The organism is Rufibacter sp. LB8 (assembly GCF_014876185.1).
GTDB lineage: Bacteria > Bacteroidota > Bacteroidia > Cytophagales > Hymenobacteraceae > Nibribacter.
Genome location: NZ_JADALJ010000001.1, coordinates 2,257,160 through 2,276,492, shown reverse-complemented (window position 1 = coordinate 2,276,492; position 19,333 = coordinate 2,257,160). Strand labels below are relative to the sequence as shown.

14 protein-coding genes and 1 tRNA gene are annotated in these 19,333 nt (G+C 51.4%); 6 read left to right on the top strand and 9 right to left on the bottom strand.

Translation table 11 applies throughout. The annotated features are described in order from the left end of the window. The first annotated feature begins 5 nt into the window (after positions 1-5). A tRNA-Gln gene (locus IMY23_RS09660) sits at positions 6-78 on the top strand. Between the two features lie 861 nt (positions 79-939). On the opposite strand, the gene xylE is transcribed toward IMY23_RS09660, so the two are convergent. The 3 genes from xylE to IMY23_RS09645 are packed head-to-tail and all read right to left on the bottom strand — an operon-like array spanning position 940 to position 5,266. Next, complete coding sequence (gene xylE / locus IMY23_RS09655) at positions 940-2,394, bottom strand: D-xylose transporter XylE (protein WP_192821883.1); 1,455 nt, start codon at positions 2,392-2,394, stop codon at positions 940-942. A gap of 33 nt (positions 2,395-2,427) precedes the next feature. Next, positions 2,428-3,759, bottom strand: coding sequence for a xylose isomerase (gene xylA / locus IMY23_RS09650; RefSeq protein WP_192821882.1), 1,332 nt, complete (start codon positions 3,757-3,759; stop codon positions 2,428-2,430). Positions 3,760-3,784: 25 nt separating this feature from the next. Then, positions 3,785-5,266: a xylulokinase gene (locus IMY23_RS09645; protein WP_192821881.1), complete on the bottom strand. Its 1,482-nt coding sequence runs from the start codon at positions 5,264-5,266 to the stop codon at positions 3,785-3,787. A gap of 669 nt (positions 5,267-5,935) precedes the next feature. Between IMY23_RS09645 and IMY23_RS09640 the strand changes: the two genes are divergently transcribed. From IMY23_RS09640 to IMY23_RS09625, 4 genes are all read left to right on the top strand, one after another. Next, entirely contained in the window at positions 5,936-7,012 is a 1,077-nt protein-coding gene (locus tag IMY23_RS09640; protein WP_192821880.1) for a LacI family DNA-binding transcriptional regulator, read from the top strand. Between the two features lie 172 nt (positions 7,013-7,184). Next, complete coding sequence (locus tag IMY23_RS09635) at positions 7,185-9,860, top strand: hypothetical protein (protein WP_192821879.1); 2,676 nt, start codon at positions 7,185-7,187, stop codon at positions 9,858-9,860. 344 nt (positions 9,861-10,204) lie between these two features. Next, positions 10,205-11,137, top strand: coding sequence for a ribose-phosphate pyrophosphokinase (locus IMY23_RS09630; RefSeq protein WP_192821878.1), 933 nt, complete (start codon positions 10,205-10,207; stop codon positions 11,135-11,137). Between the two features lie 106 nt (positions 11,138-11,243). Beyond that, on the top strand, positions 11,244-11,828 hold the full coding sequence (locus tag IMY23_RS09625; protein ID WP_192821877.1) for a 50S ribosomal protein L25/general stress protein Ctc: 585 nt from the start codon (positions 11,244-11,246) through the stop codon (positions 11,826-11,828). Positions 11,829-12,516: 688 nt separating this feature from the next. Here the strand turns inward: IMY23_RS09625 and IMY23_RS09620 are convergent. Genes IMY23_RS09620 through IMY23_RS09605 form a run of 4 tightly spaced genes read right to left on the bottom strand, consistent with a single transcriptional unit; the run spans position 12,517 to position 16,035 of the window. Next, positions 12,517-13,653, bottom strand: coding sequence for a DegT/DnrJ/EryC1/StrS aminotransferase family protein (locus IMY23_RS09620; protein WP_192821876.1), 1,137 nt, complete (start codon positions 13,651-13,653; stop codon positions 12,517-12,519). Beyond that, positions 13,650-14,309, bottom strand: coding sequence for an acetyltransferase (locus tag IMY23_RS09615; RefSeq protein ID WP_192821875.1), 660 nt, complete (start codon positions 14,307-14,309; stop codon positions 13,650-13,652). The genes IMY23_RS09620 and IMY23_RS09615 overlap by 4 nt, the downstream gene beginning before the upstream one ends. Then, positions 14,306-14,920: a sugar transferase gene (locus IMY23_RS09610; protein WP_192821874.1), complete on the bottom strand. Its 615-nt coding sequence runs from the start codon at positions 14,918-14,920 to the stop codon at positions 14,306-14,308. Before IMY23_RS09610 ends, IMY23_RS09615 begins: the two co-directional genes overlap by 4 nt. An 8-nt stretch (positions 14,921-14,928) precedes the next feature. After that, positions 14,929-16,035, bottom strand: a complete 1,107-nt coding sequence (locus tag IMY23_RS09605; protein ID WP_192821873.1) for a transglutaminase domain-containing protein — start codon at positions 16,033-16,035, stop codon at positions 14,929-14,931. Between the two features lie 236 nt (positions 16,036-16,271). Here IMY23_RS09605 and ispE point away from each other — a divergent pair, with 236 nt between their 5' ends. Next, entirely contained in the window at positions 16,272-17,090 is an 819-nt protein-coding gene (gene ispE / locus IMY23_RS09600) for a 4-(cytidine 5'-diphospho)-2-C-methyl-D-erythritol kinase (RefSeq protein WP_192821872.1), read from the top strand. Here ispE and IMY23_RS09595 read toward each other — a convergent pair. Continuing rightward, the gene (locus tag IMY23_RS09595; protein WP_192821871.1) at positions 17,067-17,990 is read right to left on the bottom strand and encodes a DMT family transporter; all 924 of its coding nucleotides are present in this window, start codon (positions 17,988-17,990) and stop codon (positions 17,067-17,069) included. The genes ispE and IMY23_RS09595 overlap by 24 nt on opposite strands. Positions 17,991-18,151: 161 nt before the next feature. Then, complete coding sequence (locus tag IMY23_RS09590; RefSeq protein ID WP_192821870.1) at positions 18,152-19,234, bottom strand: LptF/LptG family permease; 1,083 nt, start codon at positions 19,232-19,234, stop codon at positions 18,152-18,154. Positions 19,235-19,333 lie beyond the last annotated feature (99 nt).

Sequence of the window (19,333 nt, the reverse complement as noted above, 5' to 3'; positions counted from 1 at the left end):
GAGATTGTCCGATGGTGTAACTGGCAACACGTCTGATTTTGGTTCAGAAGAGTCCAGGTTCGAAACCTGGTCGGACAACCTGGAAAGCCCCTTAGAGAAATCTGAGGGGCTTTTTCTTTTCAGGTGGTTTTGTATCCGTTGAAATTCGTGCAAAGCTGCCGCATTTCTGTAGAGACGCAATACCTTGCGTCTCCCACGCATTGCTACTCTTTCTGATAATTCAATTTCTCGGCTATCACTATTTCCTGTTTTCGGGCTCATTTATGAAAATGAGCCCAAAAACAGGAAAAATTGTCCCCACGGTTAGATTTTGACTCACCGCTTTTGTCATCCTGGAAGGATCTTGGTAGCAAACTGTAATAGCCTGCAGGAAACGCATAGCCGCCTTTGTTGGTGTTATCACCAACAAACCCAAGGGTGCCTTGTTGGTGAAAACACGACAAGGGCGCAAATTCCCACCTAAGGCAGCTTTCATGGAAGGCAGCCTAGATGTTGCATGGCGCCAAGACGCAAAGTATTGCGTCTCTACCTTCTTCGGTCAAGCCTTCATTGACAATTGTGACGCTGCTATTTCCAGACAGAGACCTGTAGAAAGCACCGCGTAAAAATCTTGGAGCGTCCGTTTTTGGCTCCATTTCCAGAAATGAGCCCGAAAACGGGTTTAAATTCTGGCGCAGAACGGTTGTTGGCGTCTTGGCTTTTAGAAGTGTATAGACCATTTGCGCTATCACGGTTTGGCTTTCCGAAGAAGTTCAGACCGTACCAGTTTGCCCGAGGGGGTGATTTGGTCTTCGGGCCAGTTGCCGGTCTTGCTGGCGCCTGGTTTAAGGGCAGAGGCGGTTTCCTCTTTATCGGCTACTGACCAGTTGCACCAGGAGATGTTATGCTCGTCTAAAAAGGCCTGCCTATGTTCTGGAGGAACAGGGCAGGCGCTACCTATTAAATAGTGGTTGTTGGCGTAAGCACATTTGATTTTACAGTTGGCACGTCTGGGCTGTTTTGCCACAGAGATTCCAGTTCTTCCAAAGACTTGCCTTTGGTTTCTGGTATCATTTTCCAAACAAACAGCAGTGACAGCACACTCATGACGCCGTAAAAGCCATAGGTAAAGGCACCGCTGAACTCCATCATGGAAGGGTAGGTGGCTGAGATGAAATAGTTGGCCGCCCATTGTGCAGCCACGGCCACCGCCACCGCTTTCCCTCTTATTTTATTAGGGAATATCTCTGAAATCAATACCCAGCAAATAGGTCCCCAGGACATCATGAAAGAAGCCGTGTAGATAATGATGAAGACCAATGTGCTAATGCCTATCACTTCATAATAGGCAAGTCCGGAGATGGCAAACATGCCAATGGCCATGCCTACAGATCCTACCATTAAGAGTGGTTTTCTACCCCATCTGTCCACGGTCATGATGGCCAACACCGTGAATAGCACGTTGACCACGCCCATTACCACCGTCTGTAGCATAGACGCATCTTTCCCGGCACCCATGCTCTCAAAAATGCGGGGCGCATAGTACAAGGCTACATTGATACCCACAAACTGCTGGAAAACCGAAAGAAGAATACCAATGATGATGACCGTTTTGCCATAAGAATACAGCTTGCCCGAATGGTGCTCCACAGTCTGTTTAATCTCCGCGAAAATGGTTCTGGCGTTCACGCTTCCGTTTACTTTGGTCAAGATTTGCAGAGCTTCCTCATCTCTGTTCACCATGCTCAAGTACCGGGGTGATTCTGGTACGAAAAACAGCAGGACACCAAAAAGGGCGGCTGGAATAGCTTCTGACAAAAACATGTACCGCCAGCCGGTTTCGTTTAACCATTCAATGTTTTGGCCATTGGCAATGCCCCAATTCACGAAGTACACAATCAGCATCCCGAAGATGATGGCAAACTGGTTCAGAGAAACCAGGCGCCCCCGCAGGTTAGCCGGGGCAATCTCACCTATATAGACCGGGCACACCGCTGAGGCCAGCCCAACGCCAATGCCACCTATAATGCGGTAAAAATTGAACATGTACAGCAGACCCATGGTGGGTTTCCCTTCTTCAAAGAACAAGAACTCAGGATAGCCAGAACCCAGGGCCGACAATAAGAAAAGAACCGCGGCAATGATCAGCGTTTTCTTGCGGCCAAGCCTGGAGGAGAAAAGGCCAGACACCGCCCCGCCTAGAATGCAGCCAATCAAAGCACTGGAGATGGTGACCCCGTGCACCCAGGTACTGAGGCCCTGGCCGGTAATCAAATACGCTTGCACAGATTTTTCTGCACCAGAGATAACCGCAGTGTCATACCCAAACAACAAACCGCCTAACGTGGCAATCAAAGTTATTCCGGCTATGTAAGGCAAGTTCTGGCCCGTTGTTACTTTTTCGTTCTTGATCATAGGAAAAGAAAAAAGGGTTTGTGAGTGAAAGGCTTAGATAAACCGGTTGATCAGATTCTCCAGGTATTCCTGGCGGCCGCTGCGGACTTCTGGCTCACCGTTTTCAACGGCATAGGCTCGCAGGTCTTCCAAAGACAATTTGCCGTTCTCAAACTCTTTTCCCTTGCCGTTGTCAAAGGAAGAGTAACGCTCTTCGCGCACTTTGAGGAAGTCAGAGTTCTGTAGGATGTTGTCTGCAGTGATCAGGGCGCGGGCAAATGTATCGGCTCCGCCAATGTGGGCGTAGAACAGGTCTTTTGGGTCAGAGGAGTTTCTTCTGATTTTGGCGTCAAAGTTCACGCCACCGCCTTGCAACCCGCCCGCTTCTAAGAAGACAAGCATTGCCTCCGTTAATTCATTTAAGTTGTTGGGGAACTGGTCGGTGTCCCAGCCGTTCTGGTAGTCGCCGCGGTTGGCGTCAATGGAGCCCAGCACGCCGGCATCTGCGGCCACCTGTAATTCATGCTGGAACGTATGGCCCGCCAGGGTTGCGTGGTTAACCTCAATGTTGATTTTGAAGTCACCTAAGAGGTCATGCTGGCGCAGGAAGCCTATCACTGTGGCGCAGTCATAGTCATACTGGTGCTTGGTAGGCTCCATGGGCTTGGGCTCAATAAAGAAAGCACCTTTAAAGCCTTGGGCGCGGGCATAATCTTTAGCGGTATGCAGGAAGCGGGCAAAGTGCTCTTGCTCCCGTTTCATGTTGGTGTTGAGCAGGGTCATGTAACCTTCTCTGCCTCCCCAGAATACATAATTTTCGCCATCTAGGGCAATGGTGGCATCTAAGGCGGCTTTCACTTGGGCACCGGCGTGGGCCAGCACATGGAAATCTGGGTTGGTAGAAGCCCCGTTCATGTAGCGCTGGTGCGAGAACACATTGGCCGTGCCCCACAGCAGTTTCACGCCGCTGGCGGCTTGCTTTTGCTTGGCGTACTCCACCATGGTCTGCAGGCGGCGCTCGTTCTCAGCAATGTCATTGCCATAATCCACCACGTCTACATCATGGAAGCAGTAATAAGGCATGCCTATTTTAGTGGTGAACTCAAAAGCGGCGTCCATCTTGGCTTTGGCGCGGGTAATCACATCTGAACTTTCATCCCAAGCAAAATTGAGGGTAGGGCCACCGAAAGGGTCAGAACCGTTGGCATTGAAAGAGTGCCAGTACGCCACGGCAAACTTCAAATGGTCTTTTAATGTCTTGCCGGCCACCACGCGGTTTTCGTCATACCACCGGAAAGCCAGCGGGTTGTCAGACTCCAGCCCTTCAAATTTTATTTGTCCAATTCCTTTAAAAAATTCTTTGTCTCCTAAAGTCAGATTTGCCATGATAAAAAGTATTGATTGTAAAAGATTAGTTCTGTAAGTGTTTCTCTAAAAAGGTTTTCCAGTTTTGGTAGGCGGGTTCATACTGGTCTATAAGAGTAGGCTCCACCAATTCTACCGGCTCAAAATACTGGAAGGCTTCTTCTGGGGAATCGAAGATTCCGGCGCCAATGCCAGCGCCCAGGGCGGCCCCCACGCTGCCGTCATTCTGGTAAAGTTCTACCGGTACATGGGTGGCATTCACGAAGGCCTCGGCAAACAGCTTGCTCTGGAACAGGTTGGCTTTTCCGGCTCTGATTACCTTGGGGTTCATGCCATTCTCCCGCATAATGTCTAGGCCGTACCGAAAGGAAAAGGCAATGCCTTCCTGAATAGCCCTAAAGATATGCGCCTGGGTGTGCAGGTTCAGGTCAATGTTGTGGAAGTGCGTACCAATGATTTTGTTGTTCAAGATGCGCTCGGCCCCGTTCCCGAAAGGCATGATGCGCAAACCGTCGCTGCCAATGTTAATTTCGCTGGCTTTGGCGTTCATGTCATGATAAGACTGCCCGGCGGCCAGGTTGTTCTTGGACCAGCTATTCAAGATGCCAGTTCCATTGATGCACAGCAACACTCCAACCCGTTTCTGATTGGTGGCATAATTGACGTGCGCAAACGTGTTCACCCGTGACTGCGAGTCGTGCACCAGTTGGTCACTTACGCCATAGATGACACCGGATGTACCTGCTGTTGCGGCTACTTCCCCAGGGTTCAACACATTCAAAGACAAGGCGTTGTTGGGCTGGTCCCCGGATTTATAGGCCACCGGAATTCCCTTTTTTAGATTAAGTTTCTCCGCCACCGCGGCGGTTACTTCACCGTGAGAGGAGAAAAGCGGCCTGATGTCTGGAATGATGTTGTGGCTGAACCCGAAGTAGTCCAGGACATCCTGGGACACTTCATCTTTCTGAAAATCCCAGAAAATGCCTTCCGAGAGGGCAGAGGCGCTGGTGGTGATTTCGCCGGTGAGTTTCATGCTAATAAAGTCGCCGGGGAGCATGACCTTGTGAATTTTTTGGAAGGTCTGCGGTTCCTTGTCTTTCACCCAGGCCAGCTTGGCGGCGGTGAAGTTGCCGGGAGAGTTTAAAAGCCGGGAAAGGCTTTTCTCATGCCCAATGTGGTCAAAGGCGCCAGTGCCGTAGGGCACCGCCCGGCTATCACACCAAATAATAGAGTCGCGGAGCACTTGCTGGTTTTGGTCAACAATGACTAGGCCGTGCATCTGGTAGGCAATGCCAATGGCGCCAATGTCCTGCGGGTTGTAGGTGCCAGAAGCGTTGACCTTTAAAATAGCCTGCTGTGCATGTTCCCACCACATCTCCGGCGATTGCTCTGCCCAACCCGGCTGCAAGGCGGTGATTTTAGACTCTTCGTCTGGGTATTGCGCGGCCGCGAGGCTTTTCTGCGATTGTGAATCCACCACCGAGACTTTGATTGAAGAAGTACCAATGTCGATTCCAAGTAAGAGCATAGAATAAGGTTGGTTAAGGTTGTGTTTCGGGAATTTGGGTAAGGTTTCCTTCTGGTAATTTTCTTTCGTTTTCTTCTTTATGCCAACGTTGGCATAACTTTATCTAAATTTTGGGAATTCGAAAATTCCCAGTGCCAAAGCAGGAAGATTTTATAAGATTTAGTTGAAAGTGCGTCTTTCAGTCAAAAATATTAAAAGTTATTGAAGAACCAACAGGTTTTGCAAAATAATTGCAATCGGTTTCATTTACCTGATTACTTATTAAAATTATTAAATAATCAGCATCGGGTATAAATATGGAAAGACCACGGCCAAGTTCATGACTATTGTCTTCCGCTGCCTGCACTGTGTGGTTTTTGATTAATTCCTTTTTCGAAATTAAAGCGAGATGTAATTTTCTGGGAAGGACGTTTTAGGAGAGCGGTGGCTTGCTTGTGATTTCCGTTTTCGGGCTCATTTCTGAAAATGAGCCCGAAAACGGAAACGCATAGAGGGGAAATCTTGAGTAAAATAGCTGCGTGAACCAATTCAAGAATATATGTTCCACCATAAGGCAGACATTCATGAAAGTTTTCTTGTAAGGCCGCAGGTTGGGTTACGCTTTCTGTTGCCAAATCTTACCTTTACATTTCAATACCGGTTTCTTCTCCTATCATACTATAGAGTCTTGTGAAAAAAACAACCATACATGATATCGCCAATGAATTGGATGTTACTTTCTCAACGGTAGCGCGCGCCTTAAATGACCACCCAGGCATTAGCGTGGCTACCAAGGCGGCGGTGTTGGAGATGGCCAAGAAGTTAAACTATCGGCAAAACAAACTCGCCTCCACGTTGCGCTCCGGCAAAAGCCACGTGATCGGCATCATCATCCCAAGTTTAGATACCAGTTTCTTCAGTTCGGTGGTGCATGGCATTGAAAAAGTCATGAATGAAAACGGCTACAGCGTGCTGTTGTACCAAACTGGCGAATCTCTGCAGCAGGAACAGAAAGGCGTGGATACGTTCCTGAAATCTATGGTAGATGGCATTCTGGCGTCTGTGTCAGCGGAGGAAAGGCAAACCGAGTTTTACGGAGACCTCAGAAAACGGCAGATTCCGCTGTTGTTCTTTGACCGGGCCATTCAGCAGTTGTCGGTTCCTTCGGTCACCATCAATGACTTTCAAGGCGGGTATTTGGCGACGCGCCATTTGCTGGAGCAGGGCTATAAAAAAATCGTCCATATTACCTCAGAAAAAGAATTAACCATTTTCAGCGAAAGGAAACGGGGCTATGAGGCTGCCTTGCTGGAGTTTGGCGTGCAGCCCCAGGCGGCGTGGGTGTATGCAGGAAACCTATCGTTGGAATTAGGGAAAACCACCGTGGCGGCGCTGCTGGAAAGCAACACGTTGTTTGATGCTATTTTTGCCGCCGAAGACTACACTGCCATGGGCGCACTGCAGCAATTGCAGGAGCTGGGCTATAAAGTGCCACAGGAAGTTGGGGTGATGGGTTTTGCCAATGAGGCGTTCGGGGCGTTCGTGAGCCCGTCTTTGTCAACCGTTGACCAACAGACCATTAAAATGGGCGAAGAGACGGCCCGGCTGTTTTTATCTTTGATTGAAGGAGATTCGTTCTATTCCAAAGTGCCGGCCCGCATAGTGCTGGACCCAATCCTGATTCCCAGAAATTCATCTAAACGGAACGTGGAAGGCGCACCAGCAACATCAGGCGAAAAACTGTCCTCGGGAAGGCGTTCCGGGTAAATTGCTGGCGTGTTCAACAGAATACATTCCGCACGAATTCTATTCCGCTCTCAGCCATCCCAAACTACGGATTATAAATAGCAGGGCCACCGAAGACTATTTCCGTTTTTGGCTTCATTTCCAGAAATGAGCCCGAAAACGGAAAGCAAATCCAGAAGTGTTATCTTGCCGCATGCGATTTCTTCTTTTGCTTTCTGTGTGCCTGGCTTTTTTGGCGGTTCCCAGCTTTGCCCAAACGTCAGGTAAACCGGCTGCCCCGGCGGTATCCTCTACCTACGGCAAAGTGTTCACGCCCAAAGGCGATCTTCGGTTTCTGATTATTTTTGCGGGATTTGACTCGCCGGAGGGCAAACAAAATGCATCAGATTGGCCCGCGGAGCCCATGACCGCCATTCAATCTGGGTTTGACCCGCCCAGAGGCGGAAATCAAAATGCGTTTTTCTTCAGTCAGAACAGCCAGTTCCCCAATAACCAGGACCCCAACAACACCTCGGTCTCGCGCTACTTCTATGAAATGTCGGGCGGAAAATTCAGGGTTACGGCAGATATTCTTTCCAATCCGGCCACGGGCCAGCCGGAGCGTATTAATGTAGACCCCACAGGCTTAAATTCCTTCGCAGAGGCCAACCAGCGCGTGATGGAGAAAGTGAAAGAGCTGTACAACGGCAAGATTGACTGGTCTAAGTATGACCGCCGCACCAACAAACCCAACTATAAATATGACAACAGCGCCTCGGCCCCAGACCAAGTCCCAGATTATGTGGTGATGGTGTACCGCCTGAGCACGCACTGGCAGAAAGACGGCAAAATGGTGTGGCCGGGCAACATTCCGTACGGCGGCAACGCATATTCTATCTTCAACGGCACCGGCCAGGAACTCTCCATCAAAGGCACCGACGGCAAAGACTACCAATTCTTCCCCAAGAACGGCACCAACGCCGGCTTCACCTACATGACGCCCGCTGACACCGGTCCCAGCCACTGGAAAGTTCTGTTCATCCATGAGCTGGCCCATGAGTTGTTTGACAGTCCGCATTCGTTCAACACCAACAGCGTGGTAGGCAACCGGTTTCAGGTGGGCAACGGGCACGGCATGATGAAACTGGGTGAACTGTCTTTCAGCTGCAACGCCTGGGAAGCCTGGTATTTGGGTTGGGTGAACCTTCTGCCCGGTCATGACATTTCGCCCGCCACGCCGCCAATCAAACCCGTGGTGCTCCGCGATTTTCTCAGCTACCAACAAGCCCTGCGCGTGGCCATTCCGCATACCAACCCCGTGCAGTATCTCTGGATTGAGAACCGGCAGGGCGTGAGCATCTTTGACAAGCGCAACCATTACGGCATTGACGGCCTCTCAGACACTATTCCAAACGTGCCGAAGGGCCTTTTCATGTACATAGAAGACATGGCGCCCACCCGCCACTCCCATTACCTCCAGAACCCCGGTAGTTTTGTGCAGCGCGCCAACCGTATTCAGATGCTGCACGCCGCCGGAAACCATGACTACACCGTGCAAAGCTTCATGCGGGACCCGCGCTGGTGGAACAACTGGATTGCCGACCTCAGCCTGAAACAAACCCCCAACCCGCTGAGCGGAGGCAATGACTTGGGCATTGTACCGCATGACAACCCAGAATGGGCCGCAGACGGCAGCAAAATCCTGAAACCCTCGGATGGAAACTTGTCTTACAACACCAACTGGAACCAGCGCGGGCAGCTGGAAGGCTTTCAGGTGAACAAGAAAAACGGCCGATGGACCTATGGGCACGTGGGCGCCTATGACCCCAAGGTGCCAGGCTCCACGTCGGTGGCATTCAACCAGGTGGGGCAGGGGGTGGGCCTTTCATATAACCCGGTGGTGGTGCCGCTGCAAACCTATCAGCAATATGACCCCAACCTGACCCTGACGCCGCTCTACCTCAATGGCATCTCAGTGGTGATTAAAGCGATTAGGCCAGACGCGGGCGGCAAGAATGCAGGGCAGGAATACGAGCTGGAAATCAAATACAATGATACGCACATCAGGAAAAACCAGCGCTTCACTGGCAATGTGGTGCAACGGCCCGTGCCCGGAGCACCCAACGGCTATGATGTGAATGTGGCCCAGGGCGTTACCTTGCAAATCAACAAAAGCGGTACCCCCAACCGGCATCGGCCCTTGCCCGGCACCCAGGAATTGGTGAACCCCACAACCTACACCTGCGAAGGCAAAACCATTTTCCACCAGGAAACCAATTCTACCGTGGTCCTGGACCAGGGCAGCACGTTTATTCTTAAACCCCAGGCCAAAGCGGTGCTGGAGAGCGGCGCCGTATTTCTGGTGAAGGGCAAAAGCCAGCTGCAGCTGCAGAAAGGAAGTCAGTTCCAACTGAAAGGCAAGTCTCTCGTGGCATTTGAGGAAACAAATGTGTCCTTAACTGGTCCTACCTTGGCGCTGGGCAACGGCAGCCGGATTGAAGTACGGAAAGGCACCAAACTGAAACTAACCCAAACGCTTCTGGCCACCGGCACGGCTGATATTGTGGTCTTGGCCGGCGGAACCCTGGAAGTCCCCACGGCGCAGGTGAGCAATGTGCGCATCACCGTGCAGCGCGGCGGCGTGTTGCAGGTGCCCGCCAAAGCGCAGGTGCAGTTCAAAGGCAGCAGCACAGTGACGGTAGAAGCCGGTGGTTTTCTCTGCGTGGCCAAAACCGCCAAACTGGTATTGGTGGAGAAACGGAACACCTTCAAAGTACACAAAGGAGGCATCATGGGCGCTGGTCCGGGCAAAAGTGCGGCGGCGGCTGGCTGTGCTACGTCGGTGAAAAGCATGGTGAAAACCGGCGCCGGCAGCATGCAGCAGTTGTAGGGCGCAGTATAGGAACCCACCCGAGGGGAAAACCTGTAAAAGTAGAAGTCATTGTAAATAGCACGCATTCTAATTCCCCTCCTGGGAGGGGCAGGGGTTGGTTCTTTGCGAAAGGGCAGTCGCTTCAGTTTGCCAGCTATTCCTGTTCTTTTTTGGGACTTCGTATTACTACGGATGTCTGTTTTTGGCTTCATTTCCGGAAACTAGGCCAAAAACGGGTGCAACTAAATGTATTTCAGGGATTTAATTATTTCAAAGTTCCTGCGCATTTTTTGCCTTAGTGGTTTGAGGGTAAGGAATTAAGCCCTAATTTTGCACCTTCATTCAGCAACCTCACCTGCCACATGAACCCTACGGTCAAGATTTTCTCTGGAAGTGCCTCCCGTTATTTCGCTGAAAAAGTGGCTGATGCCTACGGGCTTCCGCTTGGTGACATCACGGTTCAACGTTTTTCTGACGGGGAAATCTCGGTCCATTTCAACGAGAGCGTGCGCGGTTGTGAGGTGTTTTTGATTCAGTCCACGTTTCCGCCCGCTGACAACTTAATGGAGTTGATGCTGCTGGTAGATGCGGCCAAGCGCGCCTCGGCGCACAAGGTGATTGTGGTGATGCCGTATTACGGCTATGCCCGCCAGGACAGGAAAGACAAGCCGCGGGTTTCCATTGGCGCCAAAGTGATGGCCAACGCCATTCAGTGCGTAGGCGCTGACCGCCTCATGACCTGTGACTTACACGCCGGTCAGATTCAGGGCTTCTTTGACATTCCGGTGGATCATCTGGATGGGTCGGCCATTTTTGTGCCCTACCTGCGCAGCCTTAACCTGGGCCAGGATTTGATTTTCGCCTCGCCAGATGTTGGGGGCGTGGTTAGAACCAGAAGCTTCGCCAAAGTATTTGGCGTGGAGATGGTAGTCTGCGACAAGCACCGCAAGCGCGCCAACGAGATTGCCTCTATGCAGGTGATTGGTGACGTGGAAGGCATGGATGTGGTATTGGTAGATGACCTGGTAGACACTGCTGGTACCATCACCAAAGCCGCTGAGCTATTGAAAGGCAAAGGCGCGAAAACGGTACGCGCAATTGCCACGCACGGTGTGTTGTCGGGCCCGGCCTACGAACGCATTGAGAGTTCTGTGCTAGAGGAGTTGGTGATTTCAGACACTATTCCATTGCGCCAGCAGAGTGATAAAATCAAGGTGCTTACGTTCTCAGACCTGTTTGCACGGGCCATCAGCAACGTGGTCACGCATGATTCCATCAGCTCGCTGTTTATTTAATTGCTTGTTGATTATTGCTGATTGTTTAAAAGAAGTCTTGTGTCTTGCTACCTGATACTTGCTACTTCAAAAGAGTTTTTTCATTTTTTATTTATAACCATTTTTTATGCAAAGCTTAGAGATTATAGGGTTTAAAAGAGCAAATCTCGGTAAATCCGAAGCCAAGGCGCTTCGTGAGGAAGCTCAAGTTCCATGTGTCCTTTACGGCGGCTCGGAGCAAGTTCATTTCTCTGCCCCAGCCATCTTGTTCCGTGAATTGGTGTACACCCCAGATGTGTACCAGGTGAACCTCAACGTAGAAGGCACTATTTACAAAGCCATCATGCAAGACCTGCAGTTCCACCCCGTGAACGAGCAGTTGTTGCACGTAGATTTCTTATTGTTGCAAGACGAGAAAGAAGTGAAAGTAGACGTTCCGGTACGTTTTGTGGGTACGTCTCCAGGAGTTATGGCCGGTGGTAAATTGGTGACCAAACTGCGCAAACTGCGTGTGAAGGCGCTTCCTGCCAACTTGCCAGATTCTATTGCGGTTGACATCTCTGAACTGGAGTTGGGTAAGTCTATCAAGGTGAACAAAATCACGCCTGAGAACTACACCATCTTGTCTAACCCATTGGCCCCGGTTGCCACGGTAACCATCCCAAGAGCCCTGAAGAGCGCTCAGACCGAGGAGAAAAAAGGCAAGAAATAAGCCTGGCTTTTTTCAAGCATTTAAAAATCCTGCCTGGCTTTTGCCGGGCAGGATTTTTCTTTTTCTGGCGTTCCGTTTTTAGGCTCTGACTTGTAAATGACAGAGAAACTAGGTTTGATTATTTTTTGATTATCCTTAGCATTCCTGCGACGGGAGTCTCTAATCGGACATCCTGAGCCTGTCGAAGGATCTAGCGAAGTCTTGTTAATGCCTGATTTGTGCACGCAGTTTGCTTTTCTTCCAAATGACCGCTGCATCCTGAGTTTTACAGGACGGCCCTTTCTATAGCCAAGCTCCGAGCGCTCACGGCCGCGAGGCCCCGCCTTCCCCTCTCGCGCTGTACCAGCTCCTTGGCGCCTCCGGCACCCGCCTGCCGGCGACGGAACCTGCTTAGGCGCTCGATGGAAAGGCTGGGAAGGGTGACCACCCCCAACCCCTCCTAAAACAGGAGGGGAGCCTTTCTGTCAATTGCGTTTTCGGGCTCTGTTTTGGAAATGGAGGCGAAACTAGGAAATGCGTGTGCCGGTTGTAGAGACCAGGCACTGCCTTGTCTCTACGGTTGAGGTCCTGACTGCTGTTACTCAAATGACCTCGTAGTGTGCGCAGCTCCTACGAGTGTCTGTGCCAATTGCGTTTTTGGGCTCATTTCTGGAAACGAGCCCAAAAAAGGAAATGCCAGAGAAGAAGATTACCCTTTGAACACCCGCTTGATGACCTCGGCAATCTTTTCCTGCTGTGCGAAGGTCAGGCTGGAGCCGGAAGGCAGGCACAGGCCACGGGCAAACAAATCGTCGCTGACGCGCTCCCCGAAATGTGCACATTCTTGATACAAAGGCTGTTGGTGCATGGGTTTCCAGAGCGGGCGGCTTTCTATATGGGCAGCCAACAAGGCCAGCCTAATTTGGTCAGGGGAAATGCGGCAGCCTTTCTTTAGCGTGAAACAGGAAAGCCAGCGGTTGCTGGAAAATCCAGCCGGTTCCGGTTGCCATTGAATTTCCTCTATGTCTTGCAAAAGTTGGCGGTAGTTGTCAAAAATGGTGCGTCGTTGCTGTACGCGTAAATCCAGCACTTCTAACTGTCCGCGGCCAATGCCGGCACTCACATTACTCAGGCGGTAATTGTAGCCCAGGGTGGTGTGTTCGTAGTGTGGCGCTGGTTCTTTGGCTTGGGTGGCCAACCAGCGCGAGGTCTGGATCAATGCTTCATCCGCAGACACCAAGGCCCCGCCTCCCGAGGTAGTCACAATTTTATTTCCGTTGAAAGAAAAAGCGCCCAGTTGACCAAAGGTGCCCAGCAACTGGTTTTGGTAACGGGACCCCAGGCCTTCGGCGGCGTCTTCAATAATGGGAATGCCGTAGTGCTGGGTGATTTCCTGGATTTTCTGTAGCTGAGCAGGCATGCCGTAGAGATGCACCAGTATTAGTGCTTTGGGTAATTTACCGACACGTTGTCTGGCTTGAAGAGCTTGTTCCAGGGCCGTGGGGCAAAGGTTCCAGGTGGTGGGTTCGCTGTCGATGAAAATGGGCGTGGCGCCTACGTACCGTACAGGATTGGCGCTGGCTACAAACGTAAAACTGGAGCACAAAACTTCGTCTCCGGGGCCAATGCCCAAGGTCAGCAAAGCCAGGTGCAGCGCAGCAGTACCAGAAGATAGCGCTGCAACGTCAGGCACCTGTAAATATGCGCCCAGTTCTTTTTCAAAGCCATCTACATTGGCGCCCGCGGTCGTGATCCAGTTCTGCTGGAAAGCCTGCTGCACGTAGAATTCCTCGCGCCCGCCCATGTGCGGCGGCGACAGGTAAATGAAGTCCTGGGGCTGGTTCATGCGGTCTGCCGGATTACGCGGGCCGGAACGCCCACAGCGGTGGCATAACTGGGCAAATTTTGCGTGACCACCGCGCCGGCTCCTACGGTTGTGAATACGCCAACATTCAGATTCTGCAGAATAGAACTGTTGGTTCCAAAATATACGCCTTTGCCCAAACGTACGCCGCCACTGATGGCCACCTGGGGCATTAGCGAGCAGAAATCGTCTAAAACGGCATCATGGCCAATGGTACAGGCCAAGTTCACAAACACATGCTTGCCTACCTTGATGTTGGTGGTCAAGATGGAGTTTTGGCAAATGATGGTGCCTTCGCCCAGCTGGTTTTCCTGCTCAGGTTGATGGATGACTGAAGGGTGAAGCAGCACCGGGAATTTCAGGAAAGGATTGGTCAGGCGTTGCACTACGTGGCTTTTGGCCTGGCAACTGCCAATGGCCACAGCTACGTGCAACGTCTTTGAGGTCACAATATTCAGTTGGTCAATAGTGCCGAGGTACGGGTAGCGCAACAAACCACCCACGGGAACGGCATCGTCATAAAAGCCCATTATTTCCCAGGTTGGGCGCGTATGGTTGATTTGGAGGAGGAGCATCAGGACCTCGCGGCCCAGGCCTCCGGCCCCAACTATGACAATGGGTTGTTTCTCTGTACTCATGATTTAGAGGATGAACCGGTAAAGCGTTCCATGGTGGCCGTGCCCGGGGCAGAAATCCCTCTGGGTTGAAACAAATGCCGCACGGTGAGCCACAAGATACGCAGGTCCAGCCGCAAAGAGATGTGGGTCACGTACCACACATCAAAGGTAAACTTTTCTTCCCAACGCAGGTGGTTTCGGCCGTTGACTTGCGCCCAGCCGGTGATGCCGGGTTTTACGTGGTGCCGCCGGGCTTGTTCTGGGCTGTATAAGGGCAGATAGTCCATCAACAAAGGCCGCGGGCCCACCACGCTCATATCGCCTTTCAGCACATTGAACAGCTGCGGCAACTCATCTAAAGAGGTTCTCCGGAGGAACTTGCCCAGGTTGGTTAACCTTTGGCCATCAGGCAGCAGATCTCCATGTTGGTCCTGGGCCTGGGTCATGGTGGTGAACTTGTAGAACGTGAACGGCTGACCGTGAAGCCCAGGCCGGAGTTGCTTGAACAGGACCTTCCCGTCAAACCCAAACCAAACCACTACTGTCACCACTAGCATCACCGGCCAAAGCCACAGCAAGGCCGAAGCCGCCAAGGCAAGGTCCAGTATTCGTTTTCCGGTGGGGTGGTACATAAGGGTGCTTAGCGTTTCTGGCTGGGGCCGTTCTTCTGGAAATAATTGGCCAGGAAGGCTTCCTGCTGCTGGGCCTGGGTCATGACTTTGCCCAGGTTCTGTTCCAAAAGTACAAGGTTTTGGCTACTCTGGTGCCATCTGGTGGCCGTTAATTGCTGTTTCACGGTGTTGAACGTGGCCACGGTGGTAGATAGCATTTGGCTGAGGGTCTCCGGGCTTTTGGTGTTCAGCAAGCGGTTGTTGCGGTAATAAATGAACTGGTTCAGCAAATCCACGCCCTGGTTAAAGGTGTCGGTCAACTGGTTGTAGCGCTGAATGTCTAGGCCCTGTTTGAGGTACGTCAACCGTGACACTATAAACGGATTGTCGGCGCCGTGGGCCTCCATGCGGCGCACGGTGCCTGCTAATTGCTGAAATTCCGATAAACCTGCATGGGTCTTGAGCGTGTCTGCAAATAGAAAAGGTTTCTTTGCCTTAGGCATTGGCTGGCCTGTGTTGAACTCCCGGGCTTTAATGGGCGAAGTAGAAAACTGCCACAGCGGGTCAAACGGGTAATGCGATTTAATCATCTGGGCGGACGTGACCTTAAAGTAATTTTCATTGAGCTTCTTCACAAACAGATTCCCGTTCACGTAACCCGCGCCCCAGGTGGGGTCAAAGAAAAGCCACTGGCCGTTCAGCTGCGCGGCCACCCAAGCGTGCGCCACATAGTCCACCGTGCCCTGCTGTTTGGTATAGCCCGAAACCAGGTAATTAGGAATGCCCGCGCGGGTGCAGAGCGCCTGAAACACCTCGGCGTAGCCCTGACAAACGGCTTTGCGTTGGGCCAGCGTCTGTGCAATGACTTGCTGGGCCGGCACCGGCGGCGCGGCTGAATTGAACGCCACCACATCATAGGCCACGTTCTGCGCCAGCCACATAAAAGCCGCCCGGGCCCGGTCTTCCGGGGATTTAAACTGCTGGTTGATAAACCCAGAAAGCGCCTCCAGGGTGATTTCTTTCTGCGCGGGCATTCCCAATACCTTCTTGTCAACGTGCGCAAATGAGGAGACGGCTTGCGCCGAAAGCGCCAGCGGCAATAAAATCAAACTAAAAAAGGAAACTAGAAAGCGCATCTGAAAAATGAAAACGATGAAAGGGCAAGCCCGTGCCAAGACAACGAATGAACAACGGTTTCTGGTAAATTGAAAACCCGTTTTTGGTCTCATTTCTGAAAACGAAGCCAAAAACGCCACTCGGTTTCTGTTCAACAAACTATAAACCGAGTTTAGTTCTTGCCCTTATTCGCCGTCAAATTCTGAGTGAAACAGTTTTAAAGGGAATGTTTCGGCAACCTTCGTAATTTGCGGGCATGATCCTGTTCCCCAACGCGAAGATAAACCTGGGCCTGCAACTGACGGAAAAACGCCCCGACGGCTTCCATAACCTGGTGTCCTGCTTTTACCCCGTGCCCTGGACCGATGCCCTGGAGATGCTCCCCGCCGCTCAAGCCGCAGAAAACTCCTTCACGCTCTCCGGCCTGCCCGTGCCCGGCGACCCCAAAAGCAACCTCTGCTGGAAAGCCTATGAACTTCTGCGCCAGGAACATGATCTACCCAACATTCAACTGCACCTGCACAAGGTCATTCCCATGGGCGCGGGCTTGGGCGGCGGTTCCGCAGATGCGGCCTTCACGTTAAAGCTGCTAAACCAGGTTTTTGCATTAGAACTTTCAGACGAAACCCTGCAAGCTTATGCCAGAAAATTAGGCAGTGACTGCGCCTTCTTCATCCAGAATAAACCCGTGCTGGCCGTGGAGAAAGGCGATGTCTTTGAACCGATTGCCCTAGAATTAGCCGCCTACCATCTGCTGTTAGTTTATCCCAACCTGGCCATCAGTACCGCCGAGGCTTATGCTGCGGTTTCGCCTGCGTTTCCAGAATTGAGCCTGAAAACGGCTTTGGCCCAGGATATTTCTACCTGGAAAGAAACAGTGGTGAATGATTTCGAGAAGAGTCTGTTTCCAAAGTACCCGGTGTTGCACGCCTTGAAGGCACAACTTTATGAAATGGGCGCGGTGTATGCGTCTATGTCGGGGTCTGGGTCTACTATGTATGGGCTGTTTAAGCAAGCGCCCGCACAGCCGTTGCCTTTCCCGAAGGAGTACTCAGTTTGGCAGGGCGTCCTTTAGTTTCCGCTGTCTTCTAGCCAAAACGGCTTCAATGATGGGGTGGAGGAACACGCTGAGCAAGATAATGGCTGCGCCGTAGTAAAACCCCGCCGACATTACTTCGCCTTCCTTGAAAATAAACCAGGCCAGCAGAATGCCATACACGGGTTCCAGATTCACGGTCAGGTTCATGGTATAGGCACTGAATTTCTGCATCAAGCGCACCGCCGCCGTGTAGGCGTACACCGTGCAGACCAAGGCCAACACGCCAATGCAGAACATATCTACCCCAGAAAGGGTAAACTGCAGTTCCCCAGATTCGGTCATAAACGCACGGTAAAAGGGCAGAAACAGGCACGTCGCCAGCCAGGCGCCGGCCATTTCATAGCAGGTGATGGTAGTGGCTGCGTGTTTTTTGGTGAGGCCGCTGTTGATGATGGTGAACACCGAGGCCAGAAACGCTGAGCCCACCGCCATGGCAATGCCCACCGCGTGGTCAAACTCAAACCGGAAGATGATGTACAGCCCCACCATGATCAGCAGCGCCAAGGCAACTTCGTGCGGTTTGATCTTCTTCTTGGTGAACATAGGTTCCAGCAGCGAAGTCCAGAGACTTGCCGTGGCCATGCCCGCCAGACAGATAGACACGCTGGAAACCCTAGCCGAGGCGAAGAACAGAATCCAGTGCGCCGCAATTAGAAAACCCACGCCCAAAATCTTAATGATGTTCGCCCGGCCAATCTTGAGCGACTGCCCCCTGAATTTTATGATAATGGCCAGCGCCACCGCCGCCAGAATGGTCCGGTAAAACACCAGCTCCACCGCCGGAATAGAAATAAACTTGCCCAGAATAGCCGTAAAGCCCCACAGCAGAATAATTAAGTGTAATTCCAGGAAGTCTTTAAAGCGAGGCGTCTCCAAGGGTGAATTGAGAATTAAGAATGGGGAATTAAGAATTGAAAGGTATGAATTTTTCCGTTTTCGGGCTCATTTCCAGAAATGAGCCCGAAAACGGAAAATTGTTAATCTGTAATTGGTTTGATTTCGAGTTGACAAAAAAACAATCAACAACCAACAATCAATTACCTCGGTACGGTTCTATAAAGCACAATGCCAATAATGGTGAACACGAAGAGCGGCACAAAGGCGGCCAACTGCGGCGGAATTCCGCCCACCGAGGCCAGGCTCCTGGACATCATCACGAAGATGATGAACACAAACGCCAGAATAAAGCCCAAGGCAATCTGCAGACCCACGCCGCCTCGCACCTTGCGGGAACTCAGAATCACGCCAATAATGGTCAGCACCGTAATGGCGAAGGGATAGCTCATGCGCTCATATTTTTCGGTCATGTACATCTCCACATCGGTGGCGCCGCGCAGGACTTTTTCGTCAATGAGGGCGTTGAGTTCGGCGTTGGTGAGCGTTTCTTTGAGGCGGTAGGTGCTGGCGAAGTCCTTGGGCAGCATGTTGATGGTGGTGTCCAGGGCCCCGCCCTGGAAGACTACTTCCTTGTCGCCTTTAAACGTGCGCAGGGTGTAACTGTCCATGTGCCATTTCTGGGTGAGGCTGTCCCAGCGTATGCTTTCTGACGACAGTTTGCTGAACAGTTCCTGGTTTTTAATGGTCTCCAGCGTGAATTTGTAGCCCACGTTGGCGTGGTTGTTATAGCTTTCCAGATAAGCGAAAGTCTCCGGCCCAATCCTAAAATGCACGTTTCGGCCTTCAAAGGTGTAGGGGTTTTTTACGTATTTGATCTCAAACGCCACGCGTGTTTTGTTGGCCGTAGGAATCACGTAAGACGCGAAGAAGAAGATGAAAATTCCAATGAGAATAGACCCGATGATGTAGGGCACCAACATGCGCTTGAATGATACCCCGCTGCTCAGAATGGCCACAATCTCAGTGTGTGATGCCAACTTGGCCGTCACAAACACCGTGGCAATGAACACCGTTATGGGGCTCAGCAGGTTAATGTAGTGCGGAATAAGGTTGACGTAATAATCAAAGATGATGGTCTTGACCGGCAGGTTGTGCTGAATGAAGTCATCATTCTTCTCCACGAAGTCAATCACGCAGATGACCGCAATGAGAATGAGCACCACAAACACAAACGTGGTCAGGAACTTGAAAAGAATGTACTTGTCTAAAAGCTTTAACTTCACATTCGTTTAATTAGGAAGTAAGAATTAAGAATTAGGAATTGCTTTGCAAATGATAGACACTTGAAATGCACGTTTACCTAATTCTTAATTCCTAATTCT